General features: G+C 47.6%; 18 protein-coding genes. 4 read left to right on the plus strand and 14 right to left on the minus strand.

What is annotated here, in order from left to right:
• Positions 1-12: 12 nt before the first annotated feature.
• The 3 genes from ST37_RS04415 to epmB all read right to left on the minus strand — a co-directional run bounded on the left by ST37_RS04415 (position 13) and on the right by epmB (position 3,310).
• Positions 13-861 (minus strand): hypothetical protein, encoded by an 849-nt coding sequence (locus ST37_RS04415; RefSeq protein WP_084884115.1) that lies wholly within the window; start codon positions 859-861, stop codon positions 13-15.
• Positions 858-1,985, minus strand: a complete 1,128-nt coding sequence (locus ST37_RS04420) for a methyl-accepting chemotaxis protein (RefSeq protein WP_172400928.1) — start codon at positions 1,983-1,985, stop codon at positions 858-860. Before ST37_RS04420 ends, ST37_RS04415 begins: the two co-directional genes overlap by 4 nt.
• A gap of 302 nt (positions 1,986-2,287) precedes the next feature.
• On the minus strand, positions 2,288-3,310 hold the full coding sequence (gene epmB, locus ST37_RS04425) for an EF-P beta-lysylation protein EpmB (RefSeq protein WP_084884118.1): 1,023 nt from the start codon (positions 3,308-3,310) through the stop codon (positions 2,288-2,290).
• A gap of 32 nt (positions 3,311-3,342) precedes the next feature.
• On the opposite strand from epmB, the gene efp reads away from it, so the two are divergent.
• Positions 3,343-3,909 (plus strand): elongation factor P, encoded by a 567-nt coding sequence (gene efp / locus ST37_RS04430; protein WP_084884120.1) that lies wholly within the window; start codon positions 3,343-3,345, stop codon positions 3,907-3,909.
• A 215-nt stretch (positions 3,910-4,124) separates the two neighbouring features.
• On the opposite strand, the gene frdD is transcribed toward efp, so the two are convergent.
• From frdD to frdA, 4 genes are read right to left on the minus strand one after another with little or no spacing between them, the layout of a single operon-like run.
• A complete protein-coding gene (gene frdD / locus ST37_RS04435; RefSeq protein ID WP_084884121.1) occupies positions 4,125-4,487 on the minus strand; it encodes a fumarate reductase subunit FrdD in 363 nt (120 codons plus the stop codon).
• Positions 4,488-4,499: 12 nt separating this feature from the next.
• Positions 4,500-4,883 (minus strand): fumarate reductase subunit FrdC, encoded by a 384-nt coding sequence (gene frdC, locus ST37_RS04440; RefSeq protein WP_084884122.1) that lies wholly within the window; start codon positions 4,881-4,883, stop codon positions 4,500-4,502.
• On the minus strand, positions 4,876-5,625 hold the full coding sequence (locus tag ST37_RS04445) for a succinate dehydrogenase/fumarate reductase iron-sulfur subunit (RefSeq protein ID WP_084884124.1): 750 nt from the start codon (positions 5,623-5,625) through the stop codon (positions 4,876-4,878). Before ST37_RS04445 ends, frdC begins: the two co-directional genes overlap by 8 nt.
• 2 nt (positions 5,626-5,627) lie before the next feature.
• Positions 5,628-7,457 (minus strand): fumarate reductase (quinol) flavoprotein subunit, encoded by a 1,830-nt coding sequence (gene frdA / locus ST37_RS04450; RefSeq protein ID WP_084884126.1) that lies wholly within the window; start codon positions 7,455-7,457, stop codon positions 5,628-5,630.
• Between the two features lie 365 nt (positions 7,458-7,822).
• On the opposite strand from frdA, the gene epmA reads away from it, so the two are divergent.
• Complete coding sequence (gene epmA / locus ST37_RS04455; protein ID WP_084884127.1) at positions 7,823-8,794, plus strand: elongation factor P--(R)-beta-lysine ligase; 972 nt, start codon at positions 7,823-7,825, stop codon at positions 8,792-8,794.
• Position 8,795: 1 nt separating this feature from the next.
• Here epmA and ST37_RS04460 read toward each other — a convergent pair whose 3' ends face one another.
• From ST37_RS04460 to ST37_RS04490, 7 genes are all read right to left on the minus strand, one after another.
• Positions 8,796-9,680 carry a DMT family transporter gene (locus ST37_RS04460; protein ID WP_084884129.1) on the minus strand — a complete coding sequence of 295 codons (885 nt, stop codon included), beginning with the start codon at positions 9,678-9,680 and terminating at the stop codon, positions 8,796-8,798.
• Positions 9,681-9,772: 92 nt separating this feature from the next.
• Entirely contained in the window at positions 9,773-11,188 is a 1,416-nt protein-coding gene (locus ST37_RS04465; protein WP_084884131.1) for an SLC13 family permease, read from the minus strand.
• A 345-nt stretch (positions 11,189-11,533) separates the two neighbouring features.
• Positions 11,534-12,055 (minus strand): ribonuclease E activity regulator RraA, encoded by a 522-nt coding sequence (gene rraA / locus ST37_RS04470; RefSeq protein WP_084884132.1) that lies wholly within the window; start codon positions 12,053-12,055, stop codon positions 11,534-11,536.
• 110 nt (positions 12,056-12,165) lie between these two features.
• Positions 12,166-13,074: a 1,4-dihydroxy-2-naphthoate polyprenyltransferase gene (locus ST37_RS04475; RefSeq protein ID WP_084884134.1), complete on the minus strand. Its 909-nt coding sequence runs from the start codon at positions 13,072-13,074 to the stop codon at positions 12,166-12,168.
• A gap of 171 nt (positions 13,075-13,245) precedes the next feature.
• Complete coding sequence (locus ST37_RS04480; protein ID WP_084884135.1) at positions 13,246-14,472, minus strand: extracellular solute-binding protein; 1,227 nt, start codon at positions 14,470-14,472, stop codon at positions 13,246-13,248.
• A 79-nt stretch (positions 14,473-14,551) separates the two neighbouring features.
• Positions 14,552-15,400, minus strand: coding sequence for a carbohydrate ABC transporter permease (locus ST37_RS04485; RefSeq protein ID WP_084884137.1), 849 nt, complete (start codon positions 15,398-15,400; stop codon positions 14,552-14,554).
• Positions 15,400-16,320: a sugar ABC transporter permease gene (locus tag ST37_RS04490; RefSeq protein WP_084884138.1), complete on the minus strand. Its 921-nt coding sequence runs from the start codon at positions 16,318-16,320 to the stop codon at positions 15,400-15,402. Before ST37_RS04490 ends, ST37_RS04485 begins: the two co-directional genes overlap by 1 nt.
• A gap of 356 nt (positions 16,321-16,676) precedes the next feature.
• On the opposite strand from ST37_RS04490, the gene hslV reads away from it, so the two are divergent.
• Together hslV and hslU are read left to right on the plus strand one after the other, a co-directional pair.
• A complete protein-coding gene (hslV, locus tag ST37_RS04495) occupies positions 16,677-17,201 on the plus strand; it encodes an ATP-dependent protease subunit HslV (protein ID WP_084884140.1) in 525 nt (174 codons plus the stop codon).
• 36 nt (positions 17,202-17,237) lie between these two features.
• Positions 17,238-18,572 carry an HslU--HslV peptidase ATPase subunit gene (hslU, locus tag ST37_RS04500; RefSeq protein WP_084884142.1) on the plus strand — a complete coding sequence of 445 codons (1,335 nt, stop codon included), beginning with the start codon at positions 17,238-17,240 and terminating at the stop codon, positions 18,570-18,572.

The following is an 18,572-nucleotide window of genomic DNA, read 5'->3' on the forward strand; positions in this document are numbered from 1 at the left end:
CTAGGGATTTTTTTATGTGCTCAGTAAATGGCTGCTTGGACTGTTCCATTTGGATTTTTGATGAATGGACAACAATTGCTGATCAAAGCTGGTATAAATTTGTTCTATGGCGGCGGTGGCTAAATCGAAATAATATTCTGCTGAGCAGTGTGGCGTTGAGCTGAGTAGATTAAGGTCAATCACCTCCAGTAATTGAATCAGCTTGGCGTTATTGTCCACGTGAAGGGCATTGAGATTCTCTTTAATTGCCGTATGCAAGTACTTGAGCCGTATTCTTTCGACGCTCGAGCATTGCCCCGTTGCTGCCACACCTGTTCCGACAGCTCTTGCTTGCCCCACCCACTCGGCAGCTTCCAATTGGTCTTGCCACAGATAGCGTACTGAGTCCCCTTGGGCATTTTTAAGTTCGTACAGCTTATGAAATTCGCAACTGTCATCAATCAGATACAGCAGGTTTGCAATCATTTTGCTGTGTTGGCTAATGCAGTTCATTGACGTGAGAGTCGAATAGTTCCGCGACAATTGCTGCCAGTGCAGCACAATACCTTGCCAGTTTGGATTGTGTGCAAGCCACGAATTGTTGTTGTTGAGCCAAGTAATATGGTCGTTTACCTCAGCTTGCAGTACAGGCAGTCGAGCACTTAATGATGCATCCCCACATAACACCCCGTTGCTCACCCCGCGGTGTTGCTGGATTAGGTTGAGCATTTGTCGAAATGAAGCCAAATAAGTAAGCCCATCTCTAACATGGCGCTGATATCGCTTAGTCGCATGGATCTGCACGCCGATGGCGATGCCGATTAAGCTCAGTAGTAAGAATCCTATTGATAGGGTCAGTAGATGAGACGATGCGCTGATCATAGTGTGTCCTCTTCCATGTGAGTGATCGCTTTTAAATGTGCGGCGACATTGGCATTTTGAGTGGCTAGATTAGCGTTACTTGTTGCGCTGCTTGCAACGCTTTCAATACTTTGAGAAATCTCCCTTGATGCACTGGCTTGCTGTTCTGAAGCACTTGCGATGCCAGCAATTTCTAACGTTAAGTGCTCGATGATGGTGACCGTTTCATCGATGGTTTTAATAGTGTTTTCGGTGCCTTGTTGGCTTTCTAAACTGGCCGCGTTGACCTTTTGAAGCTGCTCAATGGCCTGCGTCATATTGGTCGATACATCATTCACCTGCGCGGTGATCGCTTGCGCGGATTGATGACTTCGCTGCGCAAGATTTCTCACTTCGTCTGCGACAACACTAAACCCACGTCCATACTCTCCGGCCCTTGCGGCTTCGATGGCCGCATTGAGCGCCAACAGATTGGTTTGTTCAGCGATATCGCGAATGAAGGTCGACATTTCCTCAACCGAATGCAGCTTACTTTCAAGGCTTTTAAGGCTGGTTTCCATCTGCACAATATTGTCACTGACATCGGTTACTTGTTGCTGAGTTTGTTGCATCATCTGTTTTCCGCGATCGCACTGGATCTGTCCTTCACTGATCGCAGCATGGGTCTTGGCAACGTGCTGGGTGACTTCTTCGATGCTTTGGCTCATTTCTGTCATGGCCGCAGCGGCAGTAAGAGTATCTTGCGCTTGTTGTTCACATAGCTGAGCCACAGCTTCTGAGTTGTGTGATAGCTCGCTGGCTGAAAAGTGCATTTCGTGTTGCTTCGCAACCAGACTTTTTTCGGTTCGATTAGTCAGCCGTGTTAAATCATCTAGAATAGGAAACAGGGGTTTAAGTGGGCCTTTGCCAACCGAAGTAAACGAGAACGGTGCACCCTCAATATGGTGTGTCAGTTCGTTACTCAACTGCTGCATATCCTTTTGCAGCAGCCGAGTAAAATAGAGGTTGCAGGTCAAAAGTGCAGCGAAAACTGCGATGCTTGATTGCATATACTCAAATGAAAGTAATCCTAAACCAATCACCGTGCCCAAAATCGTCCACCGATAAAGGCCAGATGCACTCATTTGTATCCATGTCGTAGTCATATACCGATCCTTGCATGACGCTGATATGAACTTATTTAGCAAGTTGCGTTCCAGTGATCTAGGTATTATTTTACAGAGGCTTATATGGTTGTTATGCCAATGGTTGCTGGCGTTATTTAAATTTTTTGAGCTGATAACTAAAGAGTGGTGCACCATGTTGGGGAAACGGCGTGCACCCTAAAGGCTCAGCGAGGTACTCACACGGAGTGGTACATTGACGGATTTGAAACAATACAATGTGATTACTGTAGATCGCCATTTATGTGCCACAGATGCCGTGGCAAAGTTCTAATACGGCGCTTTTATTCTAGATGAAGATCTAGGGGGGTCTTACTTGGGCGGCCTCCAATTTCTCGTGCGAGCTTTGGCACCATATACCCAGATACTTCTTTTACTAGACCTTGCATTAACTGCCGAGCATCGTCATCGCAGACGTAATAGTGCGCGGCTCCTTTAACTTTATCGAGCGCAAACAGGTAGTAGGGCTGAATGCCCGCATCAAACAGCGATTCACACAAATTTACCAAGGTATCGACACAGTTGTTGATGCCCTTGAGCAATACTGCTTGGTTTAACAAGTGAACATTGGCCTTTTTAAGCTTTGCCATCGCATGGCTTACGTCGTGGTTTATCTCGTTAGGATGGTTGATGTGAGTGACTAATATCACCTTAAAGCGAGACAGTTCTAGCATATCGCACAGCGCATCAGTGATACGCGATGGGATCACAACAGGAAGCCGTGTATGGATGCGCAGCCTCTTAATGTGCGGCACTTTTTCCAGTTGTGTGATCAGCCAGTAGAGTTCACTGTCTTTCGCCATCAGTGGGTCGCCACCCGACAAAATCACTTCATTAATTTGCGGGTGTTGAGCAATGTAGTCAATGTTGGTTTGCCAAACGTGTTTATTGCCTGGGTTGTCTTGATAAGGAAAGTGACGTCTAAAGCAGTATCGACAGTTAATGGCGCACCCGCCCTTTAAGACCATAAGTGCGCGATTTTTATATTTGTGCAGCAGTCCTGGCTGGCTGTTGTGCTGCTCTTCGAGAGGATCGGTTAAAAAGCCGGGTACCTCCTCGAATTCCTGTTCAGAGGGTAAAACTTGCAGCAGCAACGGATCGTTTGGGTTGCCTTTTTCCATTCTTGCCACAAAACTTAACGGTACGCGTTGCGCGAACAATGTACGTGCTTCAAACCCTTTTTTAAGTGCACTTGAGTCAATTTCGAGTAGATTGAGCAGCTTTTGGGGATCTGAGATCCCATTGGCTAGTTCAAATAGCCAGTTTTGCTCAACAGTTTCGATATTTCGGGTTATGATGTGCGGCATTAAAAACACTCTAATCAGTTTAAGAGGAAAACATGGCTACTGTAAGTACCAATGAATTTAAAGGCGGCCTAAAGCTGATGCTTGATAACGAGCCTTGCACAATCCTGGAAAACGAATACGTTAAGCCAGGTAAAGGACAAGCATTTAACCGCGTGAAAATCCGTAAGCTGTTGTCTGGTAAAGTTTTAGAAAAGACATTTAAGTCTGGCGAATCATTTGAACAAGCAGACGTTATGGATATCGACCTAGATTATCTCTATAACGACGGCGAATTCTACCACTTTATGAACAACGAAACGTTTGAGCAACTTGCTGCAGACGTGAAAGCTGTGGGCGAAAACGCGAAGTGGTTGGTTGAAAACAACACCTGCATGCTAACGTTGTGGAATGGTACGCCAATTACGGTAACACCACCAAACTTTGTTGAACTTGAAGTGGTTGAGACCGATCCTGGCCTTAAAGGTGATACTCAAGGTACGGGCGGTAAGCCTGCAACACTGACAACTGGTGCTGTGGTTCGTGTTCCTCTGTTCATTCAGATTGGCGAAGTGGTTAAAGTTGATACACGTTCTGGCGAATACGTAGGCCGTGTAAAGTAATCAGCCAACATTGGTGATGTGCTCATTAAGAAAATGCCGAACAGCAAAGCGTTCGGCATTTTTTATGCGCGGAACTCATACCCATCGAAGTCATTAACAAGCAAGAAAATTGCTTTGGTTGGTATAATTGTTTTGGGTGGTATAAATGGGTGCCTAGATACAGAAAGAGCGACAGGATGTCCCGTCGCTCTTTGGTTAGTGCTTTTGTCTTCTACCTAAACCATGTAGATGAATATTACGGATAACACCGTAATAAAGCCTGCCACGAAGTAACACAACACTTTACCTAACGTACCCGCATGGATTTTCAGGTCATGCATACCATGGTGTAAGCGGTGCATGGCATGCCACATGGGCAGCGCAAGCGTACCAATGACAAACAAAGCGCCAATAAAGCTTGTGACAAAGTCGGCAACACGTTCATAGCTCATTGCTTCAGCATCAATAATACCCAGCGGGGCTAAGATCCCTAATACCAAAACGGTCACTGGGGTGATCATCGCAAACCAAGTACCACCGGCACCAAATAGGCCCCACCAAATTGGCTCTTCAGAGCGACGCGGATTTTTATTAACCATCTTTATTGCTCCTTATACAATGATCAACACAATCAAAGAGATGATTGCTACAGCAGCCCATTGTGATAAGACAATGATCTTCTTATCCAATGTTTTGCCTTTGATTTTGATGGGCATCACTTGTGGCATCATGCCGAAGAAAGTGTGCGCGTGAAATAGACTGCCCGCGAGTGCAACGATGTTGATCGCAATAACGACAGGATTAGCCATAAAGGCAAGCCAAGCTTCCCAGCTATCGGCGCCTTTGACCAGACTGGCTAGCCCAGCGGTAAGAAACAGAGTAAACAAGATCAGTGGCAGTACTGTTGCTTCACGCAGCATGTACATACGGTAGAACGGGTGATTGTTCCACCAAGTCGCCTTCATTGGTTTTACATACGGCTTACGCTTAGTCATGTGAAGCCCCCTCTGGTTTAAACATTGCAATCACATAGTCTTTTGACGACTCGATTTTACCTTGGTTGACGGCAGCAGCAGGATCGACACTTTTCGGGCAGACTTCAGAGCAGTAACCGACAAACGTACAGCCCCAAGCGCCATTTTCACCATTGATCAGCTTCATGCGCTCATCTTTACCGTTGTCACGGCTGTCCAGGTTGTAACGATGCGCAAGAGTCAGCGCTGCTGGACCGATAAACTCAGGGTTTAGACCAAACTGAGGACACGCGGCATAACACAAACCACAGTTAATGCAGGCAGCAAACTGCTTGTAGCGAGCCATTTGCTCTGGTGTTTGAAGGTTGGTGCCGTCTTCTGGCGTGCGATCATTACCAATAATGTATGGCTTGATGGCTTCAAGACGCTCAATAAACGGAGTCATATCCACGATGAGATCTTTCTCAATTGGGAAATTCGCAAGTGCTTCAATTGTGACGCCAGTTGGATACTCACGCAGGAAGGTTTTACACGCCAGCTTTGGCACGTTGTTCACCATGATCCCACAAGAGCCACATATGGCCATCCGACAAGACCAGCGATACGCTAAGTCTTTGTCTAGATTATCTTTAATGTAGCCAATAGCATCGAGAATCGACATCGTCTCGTCAAAGGGCACATCAAAGGTTTGCAGGTACGGAGCGTCATCTTTTTCTGGGTCATAACGCGAGATACTGACTTTTTGAATACGATTTGGAGACATGATTATTGCTCTCCTTGCTGTGTTTGATTGGACTCAGTAGCCTCTGCTGCTGCTTTCTCTTCAGCGGCGGCTTTCTCAGCGGCTTCACCATAAAGACGAGCTTTAGGCTGCGATTTGGTGATCGTCACCTTGCTGTAATCGATGGTTGGGGCGCTGTCGGCTTGATAGAACGACAAACTGTGTTTAAGGAAGTTGTCGTCATCACGCTCAGTGCATCCATCGTCAAGACGTTGGTGGGCGCCGCGAGATTCTTTACGCAAAATCGCCGAGTGCGCCATAGCTTCAGCAACATCCAGTCCATAACCAATTTCGATGGCGTATAGAAGGTCAGTATTGAATACGCTGCCCTTATCTTTGATGCTGATGTTTTTGTAGCGCTGTTTTAGCTCGGCCAATTTGTCGATGGTTTGTTGCATCAAATCTTCACGACGATAAATACCACAACCCGCTTCCATCGCATGACCCATTTCAGTACGGATATCAGACCAGTTTTCGTCGCCTTCTTGACTGCGAAGCGCGTCAATACGTGCTTGGACATCATCAATTTGGGCTTGAATGGCGTCATCGTTCCAACCGCTAAACTCGGTGGCACGTTTTACCGCGTGCTCACCCGCAACGCGGCCAAATACCACAAACTCGGCCAAAGAGTTTGACCCCAGGCGGTTTGCACCATGTAAGCCTACAGAGGCACACTCACCGACCGCAAACAGACCTTTGATTCGTGTTTCACACTGTGGATCGGTTTCAATTCCGCCCATGGTGTAGTGAACGGTAGGTCGAATTGGAATTGGCTCTTTAGCCGGATCGACATTGACGTACGCTTTAGCCAGTTCACAAATGAATGGCAGGCGCTCTTGCAGGTACTCTTCCCCTAAGTGGCGAAGATCGAGGTGAACCACATCACCCAGTGGGTGCTCGATGGTATTGCCTTTTTGCTGCTCGTGCCAGAACGCTTGCGAGACCTTATCGCGCGGGCCAAGTTCCATGTATTTGTTCTTTGGCTCACCGACTGGGGTTTCAGGCCCCATGCCGTAATCTTGTAGATAACGATAGCCGTCTTTATTGACGATGATGCCACCTTCACCACGACACCCTTCGGTCATGAGGATGCCGGTGCCCGGCAGACCTGTTGGGTGGTATTGCACAAATTCCATATCACGCAGTGGCACGCCGTGACGATAAGCCATCGCCATGCCGTCGCCTGTCACAATGCCGCCATTGGTATTGGTGTGGTAAACGCGACCAGCGCCACCGGTTGCAAGTACCACCGATTTAGCTTTGATGGCAACCAGTTCACCTTCAGACATATGAATGGCAATCAGACCTTGAACTTCGCCGTCATCGACCAATAAGTCGACCACAAAGTACTCGTCGTAACGTTTGATTTGTGGATATTTAATGGAGGTTTGAAACAGAGTATGAAGCATGTGGAAGCCGGTTTTATCGGCCGCGAACCACGTACGTTCTACTTTCATGCCGCCAAAGCGGCGCACGTTGACTTCGCCATTCTCTTTGCGGCTCCAAGGGCAGCCCCACTGTTCCATTTGGATCATTTCGCGTGTGGCATTTTCGACAAAGTATTCCACAACGTCTTGCTCACACAACCAATCGCCACCGCCTACGGTGTCGTTAAAGTGATTGTCTAAGCTGTCTTCGTCTTTTACAACGGCGGCGGATCCACCTTCTGCGGCCACAGTATGGGAACGCATTGGATAGACTTTGGAAATGAGTGCAATTTCAAGATCTGGATTCGCTTCGGCAGCGGCGATAGCGGTACGAAGTCCCGCACCTCCAGCGCCAATGACAGCGATATCTGTGGTTATGGTTTTCACAGTTACCCTCCACAAGGTCAAAGATGCCACGTTCACAGTCATGTTCGCATGAGGGTGAGGGGCATGAGGAATGTTAAATCATCAAAGAAACTAGGGGTATAGTAGAGCTTTACCTTGACGATTAAATTGACTCTGGCTCCTTTTTCACTCAATTTTGCCAAGTGAGTCATGGATTTGTTGCGAACTGTGACGCTGCTCTTAATTTTACGTTTGCTGACAATAATCCAACAAAAGACTTAGAAACAAAGGCTTGCAGAGATTTTTTGTAAAAGTTTTTATGTCGATTGGTTGAGCGAATATTGTGGGTTGCAAGATTCTGCACGCGCTTTATTATCGGCAGCGACCATTGAAAGAGGAAGTACCAAGTGAATCAAGATTGGAAACCTAGTGCATCGATAGCATCGCTAAAGCAGCGCGCTCAAATTATTGCGTCTGTACGTCAGTTTTTTAGCCAGCGTGATGTATGGGAAGCCGATACTCCGGCGCTTAGCCAAGCGACAGTGACCGATATTCACTTGCACACCTTCTCCACACAGTTTATTGGCCCTGGCTTTGCCAATGGGCAGACGCTGTATTGCATGACCAGTCCCGAATTTCACATGAAGCGGCTCCTTGCTGCGGGCAGTGGCTGCATATATCAAATCAACAAAGCGTTTCGTAACGAAGAATCGGGTCGCTTCCACAATCCTGAATTTACCATGCTTGAGTGGTATCGAGTGGGGTTTGATCATCACGCGCTAATGGATGAAATGTCCGAGCTCTTACAATTGATTCTGCCCATCACGCACTGCGATAGAACGACCTATCAGCAAGCGTTCATCGCGCAATTATCCTTATGTCCGCTGGAAGCCAGTGTTGAACAGTTGCAACAAAAAGTGGCTGAACTTGGGATGGCAGATTTAGCGCACACCGAATCAGATCGAGATACCCTGCTGCAGATACTATTTAGTGTGGGTGTCGAGCCAAACATTGGGCAGCAGGCTCCGGTAATGGTGTACGATTTTCCTGCTTCTCAAGCGGCTTTGGCAAAGATTAATGACTCTGACCTCAGAGTTGCCGATCGATTTGAGGTGTACTTTAAAGGTGTTGAGCTGGCCAATGGATTTCACGAGCTGCAAAACGCCGATGAACAGCTGCGCCGCTTTGAACAAGATAATCAAAAAAGACAGTCTATGGGGCTGCCACAACAGCCTATTGACCATCATTTGATTGCGGCATTGCAGGCCGGCCTTCCCCATTGTGCGGGTGTGGCGTTAGGGGTCGATCGTTTGGTTATGCTAGCGACACAGGCAACGCACATTGATGAGGTGTTGGCGTTTCCCGTATCGCGGGCATAATTTAACTGACGATGAGCGCGGTACCGACAACGGCAAGCGCCGCCCCCAGCCAAGAGTATCGATTGGGACGCTGCTTGGTGTAGAGCCACAGCAGGGGCAGTACCATAATAGGCGTGGTTGATGACAGCAGTGCGACCATGCCGACATTACCTTCTTGCAGCGCAAATAAAATCAGCGTCATACCCACGGCCATGGCTAAAAAACCATTGACCACAGTAATGGAGAACATCTTTACGTTCATCGGGTTGTGCGCTTTGGCCAGTTTGGCTCCGCTGATTAAAAACAGTGAGTGAGCAATGAACGCGGTGATCATTCGGATGGCCGATGCGGCAATAGGATCGGCTTCGGTTTGCATGACGGGTTTAGCGATTATTCCGCCCAGTGCCTGACATAATGCAGCGGTAAGGCCCAGCCCCACGGCAAACCACAGGTTTCCACGGATAGATTCCCAAGCGTGGCTATTACCACGGCGTCCGAAGTAGATGGCAAACACCACGCCACTAAACACCAGTATGGCCCCAAGCATTTCTAGGCCTTGAAAGCGCTCGTCGAACAACCAAAACCCAAGCAATGCAGAGAACAGTGCGTGGCACGAAAACAACAGCCCAGCTTGCCTTGGCCCCATACGATTCATACACGCAAACAGTGCTGTGTCCCCAATGAATATGCCGATTAATCCAGACAGTGCCATTGGCCACAGGTAGCTCATTTCGATGCTTGACCAGCCACCAACCACAAACGCCATTATGGTTAATATGACTGCAGTGGCACCCATGCGCCATCGACTATACGCAAATGGACCTAAATGCTTGGCAGGTGTTACAGAGATTAGGCTTGAAAACGCCCATAAAAAGGCGGCCGCAAGGGCCATCCATTCGTAACCCATTAGGGCTCCCAATGCGGTAGTAGTAAAAACAGACAAGCCGCTACTTAATCATAGCGGCTTGTTTGATGCAATATTTTCGCTAAAACAGATTGTTAGGTGAGAATCATCAACGCGACAAACAGAATCGAAAGACCGACGACTCCGACGATAATACCCGCTTTAGCCATATCTCTACTTTCTATCAAACCCGTCGAGTAGGCTAATGAGTTTGGTGGGGTAGAGACAGGCAGGATCATACCCAGTGAGGCCGCAAAGGCGACAACAACAAGTAATCCCTGCATCCCGCCAAAGGACTCAAGACTGCTCATTGAGCTGCCAATGGCTGCGGCAATGGGCATCAGTAAGTTGGCGGTGGCGGTGTTGGACATAAAGTTTGCCATTAACCAGCACACTAAAGCCAAGGTAACAATAACCGCAAATGCCGACAGCGATTCATAATCAATGGCGTGCGCTAGCGCTACCGCAAGTCCTGTTTTCTCAAGGCCAATACCAATGGCAATACCACCAGCCACTAGCCACAGTACATCCCAGTTGATTTGTTTAATCTCTGACTTGCCCATAATGCCGGTTAGGGTGAATACTGCCAGCGGTATGATGGATACCACGTAAGTATTCATACCGTGCCACTTGGTGGTGAGCCACAGCAAGATGGTGGCGATGAAGGTGACGTACACCACGATGGCGCGCCAGTGTTTACTAAACTGGCCACTAAGCTCTAGACGAAGCGACTTTTGCTGAGCAGGAAACAGCTTTTGCAGCAGCAGCCATGCGATGGCCAATTGCACAATGACAAAGGGCAGGCCAAAGCTCATCCACGTTAGGAAATCAATGCTGTTTTCACCCGTGAGGTATTGCAATGCAATGGCGTTAGGCGGGGTACCAATGGGCGTTGCCATCCCGCCGGTATTTGCAGCAATAGGAATACACAGAACCAGTGCTTTTATACCCGTGTCCCCTTTAGGGGCGGCAGCAACGATGGGGCTGAGCAGCGCCAACATCATTACCGTCGTCGCAGTGTTGGACATAAACATTGAGAAAATGGCGGTTATTAGCATTAACCCGAGCATGATAAATCTGGGCTGTTCACCAAAAGGCTTAAGTAACACACGGGCTAAATTGTTGTCGAGATTGTATTTTGCGGCCGAAATGGCTAACGCGAACCCGCCCATGAATAGAATAATAATAGGGGATGAAAATGCGCCAAAAATATCGGTATAAGGAACCAAAACGCCTAGGTTTTCTGCGCTCGAAGCGCTGGTTAGGGAGGCGAGCCCTTTGTTGGAAATGAATATCAACTCCAAGGTAATGATCAATATGGACGTGGCAAAGACAGGTACGGGCTCCAACACCCAAAGTAGCGCAGCCATTACAAATATGGCGAGCAGACGATGTTGCGTCACGGTGAGATCGTGTATCGGGATTGCTGAGGTTGGAAGGATATAAATGAATAACGGGATCAAGGTGCATACTGCCAATTTGATCGCAGTATGTCGGTGTGGTCCTAACATTGCAAAGCTCCGTGCAAGCTGCCCAATTGAATGAAGTGAACAGCATACCGAATATAAAAATCAGGGTCTTAGATCGCGGTAGAGTATTTAATCAGTGACCGAGGGAATCGGCCTAAATGTTGTTTATGGTCAAAAAAGGAACGTGTATGTTGGCGTTTTGCCCAGAGAATGGCGACCAACTTTTTCGCCATTGGCTCAGCGCGTCATAAACGCATGCTCAAAAGCAATTGTGGCATTGTCTGAAGGACTTTATGCGACTGCCGGGGGAGTTGATATAAAAAGACCAGCTCATTTCTCGCAGGGCAAGATAAGGGCTGGTCATGTCATTGCCGAGGTGCGGTGTGGCTACTCTTCGATATCGTCGACGTCGTTATCTAGGTCGAAGTCAACCTCTAACGGCTCTTGCGAAATAATGATGCCAGTGTTATCCGCGTATAGGTAATCTTCTGGTAAAAATGTCACCCCACCAAAATTGACAGGCACATCGATGTCACCGATGTTTTGCGCCGCAGCGCCAACCGGAATTGAGGCTAAGGCTTGAATGCCGATACTCATGTCTTCGAGATCATCAACCTCACGAACACAGCCGTAAACCACGATGCCTTCCCACTCATTTTCTTCAGCCAATGACGCTAATTCTGCATCAATGAGTGCTCGTCGAAGTGAACCGCCGCCATCGATCAGCAACACGCGACCGTCACCATCTTCTTCGAGAATGGAGCGGATGATACCGTTGTCTTCAAAACATTTTACCGTGGTCAATTGACCTGCGAATGATGCGCTCCCACCAAAATTACTGAACATGGGCTCAACAACATCAACCTGATCTAGGTAGACATCGCATAGGGCAGACGTATTGTATTCCATTCTCGTTACACCTTTATCGGCTAGCATGAAGTTTGAGTATATCCCTAAGCTATTGGAATTCAATGATTAGAAGCAATCTTTCCTCAACAAACGTTGCGAGGTCACGCTTATTAATCCACCAACAGCGCAACGATAAATATCACATTAACCATCAGTGCGGTTTTGACCACATCGCCCATTAATGGTGCGACCTGCGAGGGGTAGTCACACTCTTTAATCTTGCCACAGTGCACCGCAATTGGGGCGAGCGCGATGGAGTAAATCGCGATCGACAAAATTGAAGCGTCGATAAACACCAGATAGCAGGCAAACAGAGCCCACGCCAACCCGCACAATATTAAGTGATATTGTTTCGCGCTTTGTAAGCCAATGCGCACAGGGACGGTGTGTTTTCCGCTGGCTTCATCGTTATCGATGTCACGCATATTGTTAATGTTGAGCACTGCTACCGACAGTAAACCACTGGCGGCGGCAGGAATAAGAGATAACCGGTTAAATACACCCGTGTGCAAAATTTCACTGCCAATCACGCCAACAAATCCAAAGAACAGTAGCACGGCAAGATCGCCTAGTCCCAAATACCCGTATGGCCGTTTGCCGACCGTATAAGCGACGGCGGCTAGCATTGAGCTGATCCCCACACCTAAATAGAGTACGATTTGAGTTGGCGTATTCACCGAGATCATCACCAACGCTAAGCCGGATATCAGTGTTAGTACGGACGTGACCCAAAGGGCCTTTTTCATGGTAGGTAAACTGATTTCCCCAGACTGCACGGCGCGAGTGGGGCCGATGCGTTGTTCGTTGTCAGTACCTTTTATTGCGTCCCCATAATCATTGGCCAGATTCGACAGTATTTGCAGTAATGACGCGGTGATGATTGCGAGCACTAAGGTACTTACTGAGAGCGCGCCATTGGTATACGCCAATGTACTGCCCAATAATATGGAACAAAGAGCAAGGGGGAGTGTTTTTGGCCGAGTTGCGCCAATCCACGCTTGTATAGGTATGGTGTTCATTCAATGTGTGTTGGTATCGATTAATGCGTCGAGTATATCAAAAGCGTCGCTTTAGTTCAGGGTTGTCCGCTTTACTGTGATGATGCAATCATAAGCGTCACTCAACAACTAAAAAAAGAGCCCAAAGTGTAGCTGCACCTTAGGCTCTTTAGGGGAGGAGTCTTTAGTTATTTATTTAAACGTACGTTGACGCGTTTTCTCTAGACGCTCAAGGATCTTCTCAATACGGTCTGGGTGGACCATAAATTCTTGGAAGCCTTTCATGCCTTCAGTCGCCATTGCAGGATCGGTATCGCGGTCATAGAACTGAGCCGTACCGTCTGCAGAACCCAGCATTGCCACGCCTTTATCCAGGAATGGGTCAGATTTAGCTTTGGCTTTGTTGTTGGTTGGAATTTGCAGCAGCATTTCGTTAATCAACTGCTGATTTTCTGGCAATGCAACAAAGGCTAGGAACTTACGCGCGTCTTCTTTGTTCTTCGCTTTCGATGGAATGTGAATCGTATCCATTGGTGCATCTTCCGCCATACCTACAGAAGGGTCGATGCTTGGGAACTGGAAAAAGCCCATTTTGCCATCAAGTTCTTTGGGGAAGTTTGGCGTAATGAAGTTGCCCATTAGGTACATTGCGGCTTCACCGTTGTACAAGAAGGGTTGCGCTTCCTGCCACGAGTAAGACGCGTGGTTTTCTAGGTAGTAACCTGGCTCAACCAGTTCTGCCCAGTTGGCAAAGGTTTTCTTCACGCGATCATCGGTGTAGGGCACTTTACCGTCCATCAACTCAATGTGGAAGTCCAGACCGTTAGTACGCATGTTGATGTAATCAAACCAACCCGCAGCCGTCCATAGGTATTTGGTACCGATGGTAAACGGTGCCACGTTGTTTTCTTTTAATGTCGCAGATGCCGCTTTTAGCTCATCCCACGTTTTTGGCTCGCTAATACCATATTGATCAAAGATATCTTTACGGTAGTACACGCCCCATTGGTAGTAGGTGTATGGCACACCATATTGCTTGCCGTTTACGGTCATCGCAGGTTGCGCCGCCGCAAAGTCTTCGTTCATGCCGTTCGCCGTCCACATATCGCTGACGTCTTCAAATAGACCACGGTCAACGAACGCTTTCATACGGTTACCAGCGTACCAGAACACAACATCAGGTGGCGAGGTAACCAGCCAGTTACGAATCGTGGTTTTGTATGACTCGTGGTCGTACAGGTTATATTTTACTTCGATATCTGGATTCGCTTGCTCAAAGCGGTTGATGATCTCAGCCCATGCTTCTTTAGGTGCTGGGTCGGAGGCATCGGAGTTAATGACCAGAGTACCAGCCATTGCAGACGTCGCAACTGTTGCTGCGAGTGCTGTAGTAGCGGCAATGTGTTTCACGTATTTCATAGGTAAGGTCCTTATTATTGAGCGCAAGGCTCTGTTCCACTTATTGTTGTTATGTGTCGTCGTTGTGCATGCACAGGTGCTATTTCGTTGCACCTAAGGTTAATCCCGCAATAAAGTGTTTTTGCATTGCAAAGAACAGCATTACTGGCGGTATTGCGGCCACGACAGCACCTGCCGACATAAACTGCCAAGAGGCGAGCCATTGGCCCTGTAGGGAGCTGAGACCGGCTGTTACCGGTCGGACATCGTCACTTTGTACCAACACGAGTGCCCAGAAATAATCATTCCAAATAAAGGTAAAGACGAGTACCGCCAAAGCCGCTAAAGCGGGCCTTACAAGAGGCAGTACTATGAATGTAAATATGCGCCACTCTTTTACCCCTTCAACACGTGCTGCTTCTATCAAAGCATCGGGGATGCCGACAATGAAGTTACGCATAAAGAGGGTACAAAAGCCGGCCTGGAAAGCGACATGGAAGAAAATTAATGCCCAGTGGGTATCGTAAAGCCCTAAGGTAATCGTTAGATCACGAACCGGGATCATCAGGATCTGAAAGGGCACAAAGTTACCGCCAATGAACAGAGCGAAGATCCAGATATTGCCTTTAAAGCGATATTTAGCCAATGCGAAACCCGCTAAAGTCGAGAGCGCAACTGCACCCATTACCGAAGGGATAGTGATCATCAAGCTGTTGAGTAGGTAATCACCCATGGCGGTGGAGGTGAACACCTGGGTGTAGTTTTCGACAAAATGAATCTCTTCCGGCCAACCCCAATAGTTACCCTTGTTGATATCGTCGATTGAGCGCAGTGACGTTAACATAACCGCAAGCAGTGGTAGCAACCACAAGATAATGGTAAAGGGTAATGCCACACGATAACTGATGTTGGCCAGTGGGCCTGCTTTTTGAATCGGTTGTGGGAACATTATTTTTCACTCCTTAACATCCGCCATAAGAAGTACGCAATGTAGATATCCATAATTAAGAACAGCACCACAGCAACAGCCGCGCCATACCCCATTCGATAGTTAAATATTGACTCTTGATACATTTGATACGCCAGCACGGTTGAACTGCCCCACGGGCCGCCTGCGGTCATGGTGGCGACAAGGTCGAACGAACGTAGTGCCCCAATCACGGTAACAACGATGGCGATAAAGGTGGCGGGTTTTAATTGCGGCAATACAATAAACCACAACATGCGCCACGACTTTGCACCGTCCAAACGAGCGGCTTCGATTTGTTCGGGGTCTAGGTTATTGAGGCCAGTTAAGTACAAAATCATGCAGTAGGAGATCTGCGGCCACAAGCCTGCCGCAATAATGCCGTACGTCACTAGATCCTCATCAGCGAGTATCGAAATTGGCCGTAACCCGATAGATTCCCTCGCGATATTAAGAAGACCAAAGGAAGGGTCATAAAACCAAGCGAATACCAAACCAACCACGACTTGTGAAATAACAAATGGGAAGAAAAACAGCGACTTGACCGCACGTATGCCAAACACTTGTTGGTTTAGGAATAGGGCAATAAACAGACCAATAGGCGGCGCAAGCATAAAGCAGATGAGCCACAAAAAGTTATTGGTGAGTGCGGTATAAAACAGTTCGGAATCAAACAGTTCAAAGTAGTTGTCTAATCCTATCCAGGTTTTCTCGCCTAAGCCGTCCCATTCAAAAAAACTGAGCCAGATACTTTGAAATATGGGGTAAATGACGTAAACCGAGAAAATGATCAGTGCAGGTGCTAAGAAAAGCCATGGCGATAAGCCGTGCCCAAGCTTTCTTGTCGCTTGGGGCGGATGCTGAGGTTGGCCTGATGCGACCGTTTTCATTGTTTGCGCCATATCCCAACTGCTCCCTGGAATAGATTTAAAACTCTCTGTTGATGCTCAAAGGCTAAATATGCAACAGAGGCCTAAAATAGTGAGTTGTTAAAGTAAGTTATAGTAGATAGTAGAATAATAGACGAGATTTTGTACTTTTAATGGTTAAACTGTAAACGTTTCCACATATTTCGTTACGCCAATGTTAAAAAGTATGGGTGTGATCAAAATTTGAGTGCTTATTAGCGTACGCAGTTTTTTGCCTTTCGAACGAATATTTTGCCACTGAGATTTGAAACTCCTTTTTTCTGCGCCTTGATTTCTGAATAAGCATCCTCATATTTGAACTATCAAGGCAAACTGAATGAGGCACATTCGTGACTACAATTGTATCTGTACGCCGCAATAATAAAGTGGTAATTGCTGGCGATGGCCAGGTTTCTCTAGGCAACACTGTGATGAAAGGCAACGCCCAGAAGGTGCGCCGTCTGTATAACAACAAAGTGTTGGCTGGTTTTGCCGGAGGCACTGCCGACGCGTTTACACTGTTTGAACGCTTTGAAAGCAAACTGCAAATGCATCAAGGCCACTTAACGAAGGCCGCCGTTGAGCTTGCCAAAGACTGGCGAAGCGATCGCGCACTGCGCAAGCTTGAAGCACTGCTGGCAGTAGCTGATGAGACCGCATCACTTATTATCACAGGTAATGGTGACGTGGTTCAGCCTGAGCACGATTTGATCGCGATTGGTTCGGGTGGAAACTTTGCCCAGTCTGCTGCAATTGCTCTTCTGGAAAATACTGACTTAGACGCACGTGAAATTGCTGAAAAATCATTAAAGATTGCTGGGGATATCTGTGTGTTTACCAATCATCATCAAACCGTTGATGAGCTTGAGTACTAACCGTTTTCTATCTCACAAAAATTAAGGATCGGTAGAATGTCTGAAATGACCCCTCGTGAGATCGTTCACGAATTGAACCGCCACATCATTGGCCAAGAGAAAGCGAAACGCGCAGTGGCGATTGCGCTACGTAACCGCTGGCGCCGCATGCAACTGGACGAAAATCTACGTCCTGAAGTGACACCTAAGAATATTTTGATGATTGGCCCAACCGGTGTGGGCAAAACAGAAATTGCCCGCCGCTTGGCAAAACTGGCGAATGCTCCCTTTATCAAGGTTGAAGCGACCAAGTTTACCGAAGTGGGTTATGTGGGCAAAGAAGTGGAAACCATTATTCGTGACCTCACTGATGCCTCGATCAAAATGACGCACCAACAAGCGATGGAAAAAGTACAGTTTCGCGCTGAAGAGCGAGCAGAAGAGCGAATTTTAGACGCACTGCTACCGCCAGCTCGCGATGCGTGGGGCGAGAATGAAAAGAGTGATGGGAGCTCTAGCAATACTCGTCAGGTTTTCCGCAAAAAACTGCGTGAAGGTAAACTGGACGATAAAGAGATCGAAATCGATATCGCCGCACCGCAGATGGGCGTAGAAATCATGGCGCCTCCAGGTATGGAAGAGATGACCAATCAACTGCAAGGGATGTTTCAAAACCTAGCAGGAGATACCAAGAAAAAGCGTAAGATCAAAATCAAAGACGCATTCAAGTCATTGACGGAAGAAGAAGCGGCTAAGCTTGTGAATCAGGAAGAGCTGAAAGAACAATCTATCTTCAACGTTGAAAACAACGGCATCGTGTTTATCGATGAAATCGACAAGATTTGTAAGCGCGGTGATGTGTCTGGTCCTGACGTGTCGCGGGAAGGGGTACAACGTGATTTACTGCCGCTGATTGAAGGCAGTACGGTCTCGACCAAGCACGGCATGGTGAAAACCGATCACATCTTGTTTGTGGCATCGGGCGCTTTCCAAGTAGCCAAACCGTCCGATTTGATCCCTGAATTGCAAGGGCGTCTGCCTATACGTGTTGAGTTGGAAGCACTGTCAAGCGACGACTTCAAACGTATATTGACCGAACCACGTGCCTCTCTGTCAGAGCAGTACACGGCATTGATGAAAACCGAAGAAGTGGATGTCGAGTTTACCGAAGACGGTATTGCACAGATAGCAGAATCGGCTTGGCAGGTGAACGAAACTACAGAAAACATCGGTGCTCGCCGTCTGCATACCGTGATGGAGCGATTGATGGATGAAATTTCATTTGAAGCCACTGATAGGGCGGGTGAGAAACTCGTTATCGATGCAGCGTATGTTGAGTCTAAGCTTGGCAGTGTTGTAGACGATGAAGATTTAAGCCGCTTTATCTTGTAA

The organism is Vibrio sp. qd031 (assembly GCF_002100145.1).
GTDB lineage: Bacteria > Pseudomonadota > Gammaproteobacteria > Enterobacterales > Vibrionaceae > Vibrio.

Coding starts and splice junctions, on each gene's coding strand:
- ST37_RS04445 (WP_084884124.1), bottom strand. CDS start 5,625: ATGTCTCCAAATCGTATTCAAAAAGTCAGTATCTCGCGTTATGACCCA.
- ST37_RS04475 (WP_084884134.1), bottom strand. CDS start 13,074: ATGAACACCATACCTATACAAGCGTGGATTGGCGCAACTCGGCCAAAA.
- frdC (WP_084884122.1), bottom strand. CDS start 4,883: ATGACTAAGCGTAAGCCGTATGTAAAACCAATGAAGGCGACTTGGTGG.
- ST37_RS04460 (WP_084884129.1), bottom strand. CDS start 9,680: ATGGGTTACGAATGGATGGCCCTTGCGGCCGCCTTTTTATGGGCGTTT.
- ST37_RS04415 (WP_084884115.1), bottom strand. CDS start 861: ATGATCAGCGCATCGTCTCATCTACTGACCCTATCAATAGGATTCTTA.
- ST37_RS04485 (WP_084884137.1), bottom strand. CDS start 15,400: ATGTTCCCACAACCGATTCAAAAAGCAGGCCCACTGGCCAACATCAGT.
- epmB (WP_084884118.1), bottom strand. CDS start 3,310: ATGCCGCACATCATAACCCGAAATATCGAAACTGTTGAGCAAAACTGG.
- efp (WP_084884120.1), top strand. CDS start 3,343: ATGGCTACTGTAAGTACCAATGAATTTAAAGGCGGCCTAAAGCTGATG.
- ST37_RS04490 (WP_084884138.1), bottom strand. CDS start 16,320: ATGGCGCAAACAATGAAAACGGTCGCATCAGGCCAACCTCAGCATCCG.
- ST37_RS04465 (WP_084884131.1), bottom strand. CDS start 11,188: ATGTTAGGACCACACCGACATACTGCGATCAAATTGGCAGTATGCACC.
- rraA (WP_084884132.1), bottom strand. CDS start 12,055: ATGGAATACAATACGTCTGCCCTATGCGATGTCTACCTAGATCAGGTT.
- ST37_RS04420 (WP_172400928.1), bottom strand. CDS start 1,985: ATGACTACGACATGGATACAAATGAGTGCATCTGGCCTTTATCGGTGG.
- hslU (WP_084884142.1), top strand. CDS start 17,238: ATGTCTGAAATGACCCCTCGTGAGATCGTTCACGAATTGAACCGCCAC.
- ST37_RS04480 (WP_084884135.1), bottom strand. CDS start 14,472: ATGAAATACGTGAAACACATTGCCGCTACTACAGCACTCGCAGCAACA.
- frdD (WP_084884121.1), bottom strand. CDS start 4,487: ATGGTTAATAAAAATCCGCGTCGCTCTGAAGAGCCAATTTGGTGGGGC.